The sequence below is a fragment of the Providencia hangzhouensis genome, from assembly GCF_029193595.2.
GTDB lineage: Bacteria > Pseudomonadota > Gammaproteobacteria > Enterobacterales > Enterobacteriaceae > Providencia > Providencia hangzhouensis.
In genome coordinates this window covers 2574720-2588259 of the sequence record NZ_CP135052.1, presented here as the reverse complement: position 1 = coordinate 2588259, position 13540 = coordinate 2574720, and the positions used below count along the sequence as shown (strand labels likewise).

The following is a 13540-nucleotide window of genomic DNA, read 5'->3' as shown; positions in this document are numbered from 1 at the left end:
AAATATAATTACATTGACGAATAAAATATATTTAGGGTAATTAGAATCCAAAAATAAACTTAATTGGCAAAATAATGCTAATACAGACCCTACAGCGAAATAACGCCAACTATGAGTCAAAATAGTGATGACTTCACCTTGTTGTTTATTCATCAATGTATTCATTTTTTCACTCGGTTTAGGTGGTAATGGGTATACCAATAATTCAGCTGCTCTATCGTTGCTGTATTTAAAATCACTTGTGGGCGAGTTTGCTCAACTAATACTACGGCCCCTTCTATATTTTTAGCATCACCATGATGTACCAGCCATGCAACAGCCACAGTCGCACTTCGTGAGTAACCTAATTTGCAATGAATATATACCGCACCGTGTTTTACCAACTCATCCATAGTATGGACTGACTTTTCGATATCTTCCGCGCTTAGAGGTAACAAATCAATTTGCGGTTGGCTACAATATTTCAGCCCTTTACTGTAAGAATTGCGAGGCCATTCGCAAGTCATATCTAAAACAGCTTGAGTTTGCAAAGCGTAAAGCGGGCGCCCTCCCAAAACAATATGTTTACTGACAATACTGGGTTGTGCGCAGTGCTTAGCGAAGTAATGATAGGTTCCCCAAGCAATCAGCCGGTATGGCAGTAATAAAATAGCAGCTGAAGGGGAAATATTACCTTCCGGTGTTTTTTGGAAAACGCTGGCTCCGGCTCCTAAGTAGCCAAGGGTAATAAAAAAGAGGGCAATAGCAGGCCATAATAGTAACCAAGCGAACCCTTGGAAGGTAAAAGCAAGAATAAAACAAGCAAGAGAACTGGTTCCATAGTTTTTACTCATTTTAAAACTGCGAGGAGAACCTGTGTAATGCCATTGCCAATGGGTTTGTATAGGAAGTAAATAGCTAATTAATAGGCCAACGACAAAGCCAGTGATGACATCAATAAAGTGGTGTTGCCATGTGGTTAGAACTGAAATTAAAATTAAAACAGACCAACTATGAAGCAACCAGCGCCATTTTGTTGGTGTATGTGCTCGAAAACGTAACCATAGGATCCACAATAAAATAATATGTAATGAAGGGGCTTGGTTAAAGGGGAGATCAAATAGCTCTAGGCTGTTAAACATCCAGCCAAATAGGCCATCAGTGCTTGGTCGAGGGAAACTAAACTTTAGTGGAAATAGCAAAAAACCAATACAAGCAACAAGAGAAGCCGTGATCAGCCGTAAGCCGTGGATGGTTTGTTCTTTACAGGTCGTGCAAATAAATAATGATAACCCATAGAATAAGTCAATGCTCCAATAGGGAATGATAGTCCAAGGAAGAAATGGGATATGTGTTTCCCAAGAAAAAACGATAGAGGGAACCTGGTCTAACGTTGCGGTATAGGTATTGACTTGGCCATAAGTTAAGAAGAAAAAAGGTGCTAGAAAAACTAACCATAACAAACCAGACAGTAATATTTTGCGACGAGGTACAACCTGTTGAGGTTCGCGGGTTGCAGTTATCATCCTTTATCCTATTCCTTAAATGTCAACGAACTGGTGGTGATATTAGTAAATGATTGGGAAAACAAATAACGCTAAGCAGCATAGGTGCTTTGCTAACAATAAACAACGGCTATCATCTAAAGTTGAAGTAAGTGATTGATGGCAATAATGTGTCACCAATCACTCTGGAGGATAACTAGATTAACGCCGTCTAGCTATAGATACGCTGAATATGCCCCAGTTATCAATTGATTGGTTTAGTTTTTCAAAGCCCGCTTCTTCAACTAAAGCATCCATTTCGCCTTGGCTACGGCAACGCATAACCCATGCTTGCCCACCTTGGTGGCTTGGGAGTACCCGGGCAATCATTTCAACTTGAGGGTGCCATGGTTGACAGGTATAAATTAATAGCCCGCCAGATGGAATTGCCCGAGAAAGCCCATTTAATGAAGCCTTTATCATTTCATTATTGGGGAACAGCTCATACAAACCACTGACGATGCCAATTGTTGGCGATGGTGAAACCGCAGCTAGATCATCGGCATCAAAAGCATTACCTTCAGTAAATTGGATTTTGTCTTCAAGGTAACGTTCTTTTATATGTAATCGCCCTTGCTCAACATTGATAGGGCTATAGTCTCTTAGCAGGACGGACTCGACTTTTCCATAGTCATTAATCGCATCAAAAATATAACGACCTTGGCCTGCGGCAATATCCATAATTCGCACGGGAGTCCCTTTCTCTGTTAGGTCACGAATAGCCTGCCGAATGATGTTTTCAATATTGACTTTGCGTTGGCGTATTCCTTGCCAGCCAATACTGTTGAGATATTGCCTATCAATCACACGGCCAAACAAGCCTTTCCCCTGCGCTTTATCCCGATATACGTAATCAAGGGTCGAACCTGAATCAAACCCTTTATCATAACCAATACGAATACCTTCAGAAGCTTTGCCAAGTGTGCTCATTGATTTGCTCATAATTTTATAAGCAAGATTTTTGGGGCACCATTTAGGTAATGGAGTCATGAGTGAACGATATTTTTCAGCGCTGACACTCCACGTATCTTCATATTGATAATTATGTTGGTAGCACGGTAAGGCGAATAATTTGCCAATAAACTCACGGATTTTCTCAAGTGGGATATGGCGTTCTTTTTCACCTAAAGTGTCATGATAAAAACCGGGTAATATATGCTTTTCTTTTATTGGGGTGTTTAATTTTTCAAAAAACTGATGTTGAGGTCGGTGGTGAACAACGTGGTCGCTACCCGAAATAAATAGTTGAGTGGGCAAAGTAATTGCACCCGCATCAGCAACGATGCGATCAGCCGTTTTATACAGCTCAAGTAAAATATTGACGGCAATAGGGCGAGTGATCAATGGGTCGCGATTAAACGAATCAATTCGTTGTGCATCGTGAGTGAGAAATTTAGCTTTAACATACGAATTTACATAGAACAAGCCTCGAGCCTTTTGCATTAAAGCAAGCCCTGTTCGGGCAAATGGAACATACAATTTAACTTTAAATGCAGGGGAGGCGAGTACCATCCCTCGAATTTTGGGGGCGTAGTCATGAACCCAAGCGGAGACAAGAACGGCACCAACACTTTGCCCAATGACAATGATATTTTCTAACGGAATATTATATTCAGCGGAAATGTAACGCACAAACTCATCGACATCATTGATGGATGTGCTTAGTGAAGGGCTATAACCTCGAGGGCCATCATTTCTACCATGGCCACGGGCATCCCATGCAAACATAGCATAGTCAGGTAAATTGAGTTCATCGACTAAATGGGCGACTCGGCCGGAATGTTCATGGCCTCGATGAAATAAAATAATCGCTTTGTTGGTCGGCGTTTCTGTTGGCCAATGTCGATAAAAAAGAGAAGTATGGTCACTGGTGGTAAATTGGGACTCAATAACGGGACGTTGCGTCAGATAATCTGTCTGAACGTTCATAATTCTTCCTTAATTATTATTCGCAGGTGTAGATAATTCACAAAGAGCACGGCGAATACGGTTATAGCAAGTATAAAACAGCAACAAAGTTAAAAGGATAAACAGATAATTTACCCAACTAGAAAAGATAATCTGTGGAAAAATGCTAACGAGCAGTCCTAGCGTACCAAAAATAAAGGCTCGATCACTTTTACCAATAGGGCCGTCATAGCGCCGAGATGCACCAATTGATTGAGCGATAACGCCAATAAACTCAGTGAGTAGCGCAAGAAATAGAATTAATAAAATAAGCCAAAATGCTTGAGGGAAAATAACGGCAAATGGTGAGTAGAGTGCGACATCTGAAATGACATCACCAAGCTCATTTAATATTGCACCCAGATGGCTTTTCTGGTTGTGTTCTCTTGCTAACATGCCATCAATCGCATTGAGTGCCATACGAATAAACAGAACGAAAGGTAATAAAATAAACAGGTGCGGATTTGGAATGAACAGTAATAGCATTCCGCTGATCACGGATAAAAGTAAAGCCGCCAAGGTGACTTGGTTGGCGGTAACTCCCACACTAAATAACTTATGAACAATTGGACGAAGCAGATCTTGAAATTTAGGTTTCAGATCGTAAATGGTCATTGAGTGTTCCTTTCTCGTCACTGCACAATGATGCAGCTTTGGGATATATCAATACCCGATTGATTGATGTCTGCAATAAGAGCTATCTTAAGTTAGAAAATAACCAAGGAATATAGCCGTGTTATTTTAGTAAAAAAATTATTCTAACTATTTGAATAATTAACTAAAAACATTTAATGAAATTAAATGGAATGGATTTATTCACGTTGAGGAAAACAGATTAACAATATGATACCCGATCACGTCAATATCTTTTGTTTATCGATTTTTGAACGCATTCGTTTAAATTGGCTGGGTGTCATTGTGGTCATTTCTTTGAATTTACGGCAAAAAGCGCTGTGATCAGCGTAGGCACATTTACTGGAAATCTCAGTGATTGAAAAATCATCTTCGAGCAGTTCAATAGCATGTTCAAGCCGCATTTTTTGAATATATTGCTGAGGGGTTATCAAAAAAATAGCTTTAAACTGGCGGTTTAATTGGGAAAGGGAGAGGCCAGATATTTCAGCAAGAGTTGTCATTTTTATAGCGGTATCAAAATGTTCACTAATATGGCGTTCAACACGGCTAAGCTGGTTGTTCAGCTTAGGACTGACAGATTTTACATCTTGTAAATCCACTGAAATTCCTGCAACCCCAATAACCTGGTTACGTGTATTAAAAATAGGAACCTTAGTCGTTAAGCACCATCCCAACAAACCCGCTTTATACAGGTGAAGCTCTAGTTTATTAATGACGCTAATTTTCTTTTCCATCACTAAATAGTCCTGAGAACTATAGCTTTGGCCGAGTTCCGAATGAAAAATATCCTCAGCGCCTTTACCAACGAGATGATTAACACTGTCGATTTTACAACGAGTAGCTAGATTATCATTAGCTAATAAATACTTTGCATTATGGTCTTTTATAAAAAAAGTCACATTAGGCAAGGTATTAATTAGAGGCATGATTAAACCTAAATGATTTAATAAAACGTCAATATTATCAACGGGAAACAGCATATTTTCCTGACTAATCAATAGCAATTTATTTAGATTGATCATGCTGCGCTCCGAAATATTAAATTAATCTTACTAATTCTGTTAAATATTTTGAGATTGTGCAGAAAACCGCATAAGTTTGTTAGAAAGATATCAAGAGTTGTTAACAAAAATCAAGCATTCTATTAACAATGATAATAAATAGGATGCTAGCTGATGCAATCTCAATATACCAAAATTGAAGTTATCGATTCCCATACCGCAGGCGAGCCAACTCGGCTAGTCATTGATGGATTCCCTGATTTAGGGCAACAAAGCATGGCATCGAGATTGGAGCAATTACGCAAGCAACATGATGTATGGCGTAAAACCACCATTTTAGAGCCACGTGGCAATGACATTCTTGTTGGCGCATTACTCTGCAAACCACAAAACCCAGCGGCAACAGCAGGTGTGATTTTTTTTAACAATCAAGGTTATCTGGGAATGTGTGGCCACGGCACTATCGGTTTAGTGGCTTCGTTGCATTTTCTCGGTCATATCACTTATGGCAAACATCTTATTGAAACTCCGGTAGGAGATGTGACGGCGCAACTACACCAAGATGGTAGCGTGAGCATTCAGAATGTTTATTCATATCGTTATCGCAAAGCGGTACAAGTTAATGTTCCAGACCTCGGCCCCATTACTGGGGATATTGCTTGGGGCGGAAATTGGTTTTTTCTTGTTGAACAGTCACCAGTCGCCATTGATTACCAAAATATTAAATTACTGACAGAAGTCAGCTTAAAGATTAAACAAGCCTTAGCTGATCAAGGTATCTACGGTAAAGATGACCAAGAAATTGACCATATCGAATTATTCGGTTCACACCCCAATGCTAATAGCCAAAGTTTTGTTTTGTGCCCTGGTGGCGCTTATGACCGCTCGCCTTGTGGAACAGGGACTAGCGCCAAACTTGCCTGCTTAGCGGCAGATAAAAAGCTGGCAGCTGGTGAAATTTGGCATCAAGCCAGTGTTATTGGTAGCCAATTTCAAACCAGTTTTCAGCAGGCAGATGAAAACGGCATTATTCCTACTATTCGCGGACATGCCTATATCAGTGGGAAAAATACCTTATTGATAGATGAACAAGACCCATTTCGGTTTGGAATTTCGGTGGCATAGGGGAATGAAATGGAACGCAAATATCCAGTGATTGTAGTGGGTGGCGGTATTATTGGCCTGAGTATTGCGCTGACAGTTCAAGCTAATGGGTCAAACGTATTGTTGCTTGATAAACATGAAATTGGCCAAGGCGCCTCATTTGGCAACGCAGGGCATATTGCGACAGAACAAGTTTTTCCGATTGCTGACCCGAGTGTCTTAAAATCACTTCCAAAAATGCTACTTGACCCATTAGGGCCTTTGCGCTTGGATTGGCGTTATCTATTACCCTTAACCCCTTGGTTAATAAAATTATTGGGTAATATGCGCCATAAGCCTTTTACCCATATTCATCACACTTTGACGACATTAAATAGTGCCGCTTTTGATTCATGGCAAGCATTTATTCAAAAATGGCAATTAAGTGACCTTGTCAAAATGAAGGGGTCACTGTTGGTGGCTGAGAAAAAAGAAACTCTCGATAAATTAAGTCAGCACAGTGAGTACCTACAAAGTATTGGTGTGACAAATCAATTGATTGGTCAAGATGCGCTACTCACACGCGAACCTGCTTTATCTGAAAGCCAAATCGGGGGTGTTTTTTATCCAGATACAGGCCATGTTGTGGATTTATGTGCATTACACCAAAAGTTGACCGAGGCGTTTTTACAAGCGGGTGGGCAGGCATTAACCCACTGTGAAGTAACAGAAATTACATCAACATCGAATCAACAAGCCGTATTGACAACGACCCAAGGGCAGTTCACAGGACAAAAAATTGTTATTGCAGGTGGCGCATTCTCTAAATCATTAGTCAAAATGGTCAGCCGCATCAAAGTGCCACTTGAAACAGAGCGTGGTTATCACCTGATGTTGCCTAATGAATTAAGCCGTTTATCAATACCTGTATCAAGTATGGATAGGCGTTTTATTATGACGCCAATGTCTCAAGGGTTACGCCTTGCAGGAACCGTGGAATACGCAGGGCTAAAGCGCCCCGCAAATATGCAGCGTGCTCAACATTTTCTTCCGTTAGCACAACCAATGCTCAAAGAAGCATTAAATAGCCAACAATCGACATCATGGATGGGGTTTCGCCCATCCACATCAGACTCATTGCCAGTTTTAGACCACAAAGGTCCCTATATTTTTGCATTTGGTCACCAACACTTGGGGTTAACCCAAGCGGCGATCACCGCAGATATTGTGAATAGTTTTATTCATCAGCAGCCGACAAGCATCGACTGTACCCCTTTTTCCATTGAACGATTTCTTTAATTTTGAGGAGAATTCAAATGAATTTCCATGGCATTCTTGTTCCTTTAGTGACCCCGTTTCATGATGATTTAACACTAAATGTCAGTGCACTTGCTGAATTAACTGAAAAACTTATTGAGCAAGGTGTTACCGGTTTAGTAGTTTGTGGGACAACAGGGGAATATTACGCTTTAAATGAAGATGAACGTAAAACCGTGTTATCTACCGTTTGCAAGATTGCAAAAGGGCGAGTGGCATTAATTGCGGGCATTAACGACTTATCAACCGAGGGGGCAATTGCACGCGCGAAACAAGCTCAAGAGCTCGGTTATGAAGGGTTAATGTTATCGCCTCCGCCGTATAGTCTGCCGGACCAGCAAGGGGTGTATGCCCATTATGAAAAAGTCGCAAAATCAACACCATTACCCATTATTATGTACAATTTTCCCGCTCGGATTGGTATTGAAATCGACATTGAAACGGTCATTAAGTTAGCTGAAATTGACAATATTGTCGCCATCAAAGAAAGCAGCGGTAGCTTTAGCCGAGCATTGCATCTATTACAAACACCATTCAAAAATTTCGAGGTTATTTGTGGCTGTGATGACCAACCTGTGGATTTCTTCTTTTGGGGTTCGAAAAGTTGGATAGCGGGGGCGGGGAACGTATTCCCAGCAGAGCAAGTTGCTATTTTTAATGCAGCGCAGGCGGGTGACTGGCAACAAGCGAAGCAAATTATGACTGAAATCTATCCTGCAATTTACTCAATGGAGTCAGGGAACTATAACCAAAAAGCTAAGGCGGGTTGCTTGAATGGAACGTTCAATGTTGGCCCGGTTCGTTTGCCTCTGTCAAATCTAGCGTCTCAAGAACGCGATGAATTCATTAAATTAATTAAACGCTAGGGGGAAATATGACCATGACCCAACAGCAGGTGTTTGAACGTGCAAAACAAGGGAAACTGTGGGCGGGCAATTTAATTGCAGGGCACCCAGAACAGCAAAATAAATTAGAAAACCGTACTCCAATCGATAATAGTGTTATTGGTTTTATTGCTGACGGTGATGCGAACGATATTAATGCCGCGGTACAGGTAGCGCGTAACACATTTAATCAAGGTGAATGGCGCGGGTTATCGCCTCAAGAACGTAAAGTTGTCATGCTTAAATGGGCTCATCTCATTGAAAAACACAGTGAAGAGCTTGCGGCGCTAGATTGTATTGATGCAGGTAAGCCTATCACTGAATGCTTAAATACGGATTTACCTGCAACGATTGACACCTTTTATTGGTATGCCGAAGCGATTGACAAACTGTTTGGTAAAATTGCACCAACAAGCCATCAAGAATTGGGGTTGATAGTGCATGAGCCTATTGGCGTGGTTGGTGCAGTGTTGCCGTGGAATTTCCCTGCTCAGATGTTTGCATGGAAAGTGGCACCCGCTCTCGCGGTAGGCAACTCGGTGATTGTGAAACCTGCCGAATTAACCTCATTAAGTGCTTATCGTATGGTGGAACTGGCCTATGAGGCAGGAGTCCCTAAAGGCGCATTAAGTCTAGTCTGTGGGTTAGGTGAAAAAGTCGGGGAAGCTCTTGGCCGCCATCATGATGTGGATGTTGTGTCATTCACCGGTTCAACAGAGGTAGGGCGTTTATTCTTAAAATATTCAGCAGAAAGTAACTTAAAAGAAATTGTACTCGAATGTGGGGGAAAAAGCCCTCAAGTGGTGTTTGAAGATGCCAATATTGAGGCGGCAATTCCGCATATTATGGCGGCTGCCTTTTGGAATATGAGTGAAAATTGCAGCTGCGGTTCTCGCTTAATTGTGCATGAAAGTATCAAAAAAACACTATTAGAGAAACTTGCCGTCGCCGTTAAAGAATGGAAAGTCGGCGACCCAAGGCATGCGGATATTTCAATTGGGCCAATGGTCGAACAAGCTCACTTTGAAAAAGTGAAATCATTTTTAGATTCCACATTAAAAGAGGGCGGAAAACTCATTGCTGGTGGGAAGGTCCATCATGAATTGGGGGCTGGATGGTATATCGAACCGACAATTTTTGATGAAGTCACTCCTGAAATGTCACTATTTAAGCATGAAGTTTTTGGCCCTATTTTAGCCGTTACGTCTTTTAAAACTGATGATGAAGCGGTCGCTTTGGCCAATAACACTCAATATGGTTTAGCGGCTTCATTTTATAGCCAAAATATTCACCGAGCCATGCAAATTGCACAGCGCATTAATGCAGGCACCGTTTCAGTCAATGGTTTTAGTGAAGGCAATATTACAACGCCGTTTGGTGGCTTTCGTCAATCAGGCTTTGGCGGTAAAGACAACGGTTTAGAGGCATTTGAACAATACACTCAAACCAAGGTTATCTGGTTTATTCATCAATAAAAACGTTGACCTGAGTACCTTATTGGACTCAGGTTTTTTTTTACCCTGCAAATACAAATAAACAATTACAATAACGAAGGAGTACAAAATGGAAGCCATCGTTAATACAATCGTTGGTTACATCTGGGGTAATGCATTAGTGGTGTTATCGCTAGGTGTTGGGCTCTATTTTACATTAGCGACTCGCGGTGTACAGTTTCGCTATCTCATTAAAATGGTATGTTTGTTAAAGGAAAATAAAGCGTCAAAAGAAGGAATTTCCTCCTTCCAAGCATTCTGTTTAGCATTATCAGGGCGTGTAGGGGTAGGTAATATTGCGGGGGTGGCGACAGCCATTGCCGCAGGCGGCCCCGGTGCAATCTTCTGGATGGTTGTCATGGGGCTATTGGGGGGAGCAAGCGCATTTATCGAATCCACACTTGCTCAAGTATACAAACAGCGCTCTGATGGCCAATACCGCGGAGGCTCCCCTTACTATATCGAGAAAGGGTTAAAACTGAAACCATTTGCCATTATAGTGGCTGCGGTTATTTGCCTATCTTATGGAGTACTGGTTCCGGGTATTCAAGCCAATACCATTGCTGATTCCTTTCAAACTGCATTTAACTTACCCCCAATTGCGACAGGCGGCATTGTGACAGTGCTGATGGCATGGTTAATCTTTGGTGGTGTAAAACGTATTGCGAGTGCAGCAGACAAGATCGTGCCAATTATGGCATTGGCATATATCGTCATGATGGTGATCATCTTGGGTAGCCATTACGAACAAGTGCCGGGTATGTTCAGTTTAATTTTCCGTAGTGCGATGGGAATGGACGCTGTATTCGGTGGTATTGTTGGTACGGCTGTCTCATGGGGTGTGCGCCGTGCCGTTTTTTCCAACGTGGCAGGTGCGGGTGAAGCCACATTTAGTTCTGCGGCAGCCGAGGTAAGCCACCCTGTAAAACAAGGTTTAATTCAAGCGTTTTCTATTTATATCGATACTGTCGTTGTGTGTACAGCATCAGGTTTGATGATCCTTGTCACCAATATGTATAACGTTTTTCCAGATGGTTCAGCGACTGCCTTAGTCGAATATGTTCCCGGGGTTGCCGCGGGGACCGCATGGACACAAATGGCGGTATCAACAGTCTTTACTTCTGCAGGGTCGGGATTTGTCTCAATCGCCGTATTTTTATTCGCTTTCACAACCTTGATGGCTTATTACTATATTGCAGAAACCACGATTGTTTATCTCGATAGAAAATTGCGTTACCCCATTTTGAAATTGATACTTAAGTTTGTATTTCTGATTATTGTTTTTATGGGAAGCGTTCAGTCAGTGAGCTTAATGTGGAGCCTTGGCGATATTGGGTTCGGTAGTATGAGTTACCTTAATCTTATTGCCATAGTCTTCCTGTCGAAACCTGCATTACGAGCACTGCGTGACTTTGAGCGGCAGGAAAAACTAGGCGTTGATCCGGTGTTTGACCCGAAAGTCGCTGGGATAGAAAATGCAGAACTCTGGGAAGATATAAGCCGCGAATATTACGAACAAGGAATTGGTATAGAACCGAAAGAGAAAAAAAATCAAGGAATGGCATATCAAGAAGAAGAGAGGAAAAACTAGAAGAAAAATGGCGGTGAGGGAGGGATTCGAACCCTCGATACGTTGCCGTATACACACTTTCCAGGCGTGCTCCTTCAGCCTCTCGGACACCTCACCGTTTTTCTAAATCTGTTGTGGAGTAGGGAATAAAAACCTGCTCTGCAACGGGGCGCTACTATAGGGAAAATAGCGTCTAACGTCAACTCCCTATTTATCCTTTTTCCGACTTTTGTTGCTGTTTAGCTAAATAAAAAACAATTTGATTATTATCTAATCTTAAATGTTATCAGCTAAGGTAAATAATACGTTTAATGTTAATTTGAAACGGCAAGTCGTGAAGATAAAAAGCGTTAGCTAGTTAACAAAATTCTGATTGAATACAGTGTATCGGCTTGATTAACTTGAAAAGAAATGCCATTCGGCACACTCTGTTAGAAACTAAAGAGGAGTTGCCATGAATATTTTATTTTACCATCCATTTTTTGATTCAAAACAGTGGATTGAGGGCATGAAAGCGCGATTACCCCAAGTGAATATTCGCCAATGGGAAAAAGGGGATAACCAAAGTGCAGATTACGCTATGGTTTGGTTACCGCCTTATGAATGTCTCGCTGGTCGCAGTGATTTAAAAGGTATTTTCGCGTTAGGTGCGGGTGTGGATGCTATTTTAAAGCAAGAACAAGACAAACCTGGGACCTTACCGGCAGGCGTTCCTGTAATGCGTTTGGAAGACACTGGAATGGCGATTCAAATGGAAGAATACGCTTGTGCAAAAGTGTTAAGCTACTTTCGTCGTATGGATGAGTACCGCCAATTACAATCACAGCGACAATGGAAGCAATTACCAGCCTACCAACACGAAGATTTTGTCATTGGTGTTATGGGAGCAGGGGCATTAGGGCAAGCGGTTGCAAAACGCTTAGTCAGCTTTGGTTTTCATGTAAGAACATGGAGTCGCTCTGAAAAACAACTTGATAACGTAAAAAGCTATTTTGGTAATGACCAATTAGCTAGCTTTCTTTCTGGAACCCGTGTGATTATTAATCTTCTGCCAAGCACGCCAGAAACGGTGGGAATTTTAAACCAGCAACTATTTAGCCAATTAGAGCAAGGGGCATATGTTATCAACCTTGCACGTGGTGCTCATCTGATTGAGCAAGATTTGCTTTTAGCGCTTGAATCAGGGCAAGTTGCAGGTGCTGCGCTTGATGTTTTTGCGAGTGAACCGTTATCGCAAATGCACCCGTTCTGGACGCATCCACGCATCGCTATCACGCCCCATGTTGCCGCCTTTACAAAACCGAAAGAAGCTATGGATATGATTGTCAGTAATATCCAGCGCATCGAAGCTGGCCAAGCTCCTATTGGTGTGGTTGATATGCAACGCGGTTATTAGTCACTTCTTTGTTGCGAGTGGTCTTTGTGAACACTCGCAATCATCACCCCTAATATCTTTCCTATTTTTTCGATATACTGAAAGTAACTGCTTCGGTCACGAGGTGTGACTACTGAATCTGAAAAATAGGATAATATATGAACGAATTTTCAATCGTCTGCCGTATTTTGGGGACACTATTTCAACGTAGTCCCTCTGATAGCCTCGTAAAGCCGCTTATTGATATGATTGCTCAAGATAAATTAAAAGCATCATGGCCATTGGAGCAAGATGAATTATGGTCGCGCATGGCAAAAGATCTCGATATCAATGCGGTTAATGCGGATTACCAAGCCCTGTTTGTAGGTGAATCCCCAGCAGTTTCAATGCTAGCGAATGATTACGATTCTGAAATTACAGAAGCAGAAGTTCGCGAATTTTTAACTGTGAGAGGAATGTCCCTGACGAATGCACCTGCGGATGCTTTTGGTGCGTTACTACTCGCGGCTTCTTGGTTGGAAGACCAAGCGGCAGAAGATGAAACAGCCGCCCAAGAAGAATTATTTGATAGCTATATTCTTAGCTGGTATGGCAGCTTTCTAGGTAAAGTTGAAGCGCATGCTACAACCACGTTTTATCGTACTTTAGCCCAAATTACGCGTGATGCAGTTATTGCTCTGCGTGATGAGCTTGACTCAGAAACCGAATAGC

General features: G+C 41.8%; 11 protein-coding genes and 1 tRNA gene. 7 read left to right on the top strand and 5 right to left on the bottom strand.

Translation table 11 applies throughout. The features are described 5' to 3' along the window. Positions 1-161 precede the first annotated feature (161 nt). The 4 genes from PZ638_RS11670 to PZ638_RS11655 form a co-directional block, all read right to left on the bottom strand. Positions 162-1505, bottom strand: coding sequence for a phosphatase PAP2/dual specificity phosphatase family protein (locus PZ638_RS11670; RefSeq protein ID WP_144139930.1), 1344 nt, complete (start codon positions 1503-1505; stop codon positions 162-164). A 180-nt stretch (positions 1506-1685) separates the two neighbouring features. Next, positions 1686-3452 (bottom strand): bifunctional alpha/beta hydrolase/class I SAM-dependent methyltransferase, encoded by a 1767-nt coding sequence (locus PZ638_RS11665; RefSeq protein ID WP_206277316.1) that lies wholly within the window; start codon positions 3450-3452, stop codon positions 1686-1688. Positions 3453-3461: 9 nt separating this feature from the next. Next, the gene (locus PZ638_RS11660; protein WP_153673470.1) at positions 3462-4085 is read right to left on the bottom strand and encodes a CDP-alcohol phosphatidyltransferase family protein; all 624 of its coding nucleotides are present in this window, start codon (positions 4083-4085) and stop codon (positions 3462-3464) included. A gap of 239 nt (positions 4086-4324) precedes the next feature. Next, positions 4325-5128, bottom strand: a complete 804-nt coding sequence (locus PZ638_RS11655; protein ID WP_096864840.1) for a helix-turn-helix domain-containing protein — start codon at positions 5126-5128, stop codon at positions 4325-4327. Between the two features lie 153 nt (positions 5129-5281). Between PZ638_RS11655 and PZ638_RS11650 the strand changes: the two genes are divergently transcribed. The 5 genes from PZ638_RS11650 to PZ638_RS11630 all read left to right on the top strand — a co-directional run bounded on the left by PZ638_RS11650 (position 5282) and on the right by PZ638_RS11630 (position 11475). Further along, a complete protein-coding gene (locus PZ638_RS11650) occupies positions 5282-6232 on the top strand; it encodes a 4-hydroxyproline epimerase (RefSeq protein WP_206277315.1) in 951 nt (316 codons plus the stop codon). A 9-nt stretch (positions 6233-6241) separates the two neighbouring features. Beyond that, positions 6242-7489, top strand: coding sequence for an NAD(P)/FAD-dependent oxidoreductase (locus tag PZ638_RS11645; protein WP_206277314.1), 1248 nt, complete (start codon positions 6242-6244; stop codon positions 7487-7489). 17 nt (positions 7490-7506) lie between these two features. Continuing rightward, positions 7507-8373 carry a 4-hydroxy-tetrahydrodipicolinate synthase gene (gene dapA, locus PZ638_RS11640; RefSeq protein ID WP_153673467.1) on the top strand — a complete coding sequence of 289 codons (867 nt, stop codon included), beginning with the start codon at positions 7507-7509 and terminating at the stop codon, positions 8371-8373. A gap of 8 nt (positions 8374-8381) precedes the next feature. After that, positions 8382-9866 (top strand): aldehyde dehydrogenase, encoded by a 1485-nt coding sequence (locus tag PZ638_RS11635; RefSeq protein WP_206277313.1) that lies wholly within the window; start codon positions 8382-8384, stop codon positions 9864-9866. Between the two features lie 88 nt (positions 9867-9954). Beyond that, positions 9955-11475 (top strand): alanine/glycine:cation symporter family protein, encoded by a 1521-nt coding sequence (locus PZ638_RS11630; protein ID WP_180311977.1) that lies wholly within the window; start codon positions 9955-9957, stop codon positions 11473-11475. A gap of 8 nt (positions 11476-11483) precedes the next feature. On the opposite strand, the gene PZ638_RS11625 is transcribed toward PZ638_RS11630, so the two are convergent. Next, positions 11484-11571, bottom strand: a tRNA-Ser gene (locus PZ638_RS11625). 337 nt (positions 11572-11908) lie between these two features. On the opposite strand from PZ638_RS11625, the gene ghrA reads away from it, so the two are divergent. Both ghrA and PZ638_RS11615 read left to right on the top strand, forming a co-directional pair. Then, a complete protein-coding gene (ghrA, locus tag PZ638_RS11620) occupies positions 11909-12850 on the top strand; it encodes a glyoxylate/hydroxypyruvate reductase GhrA (RefSeq protein WP_004255104.1) in 942 nt (313 codons plus the stop codon). Positions 12851-12987: 137 nt separating this feature from the next. Beyond that, positions 12988-13539, top strand: a complete 552-nt coding sequence (locus tag PZ638_RS11615; RefSeq protein ID WP_164455698.1) for a TorD/DmsD family molecular chaperone — start codon at positions 12988-12990, stop codon at positions 13537-13539. Position 13540: the final 1 nt, after the last annotated feature.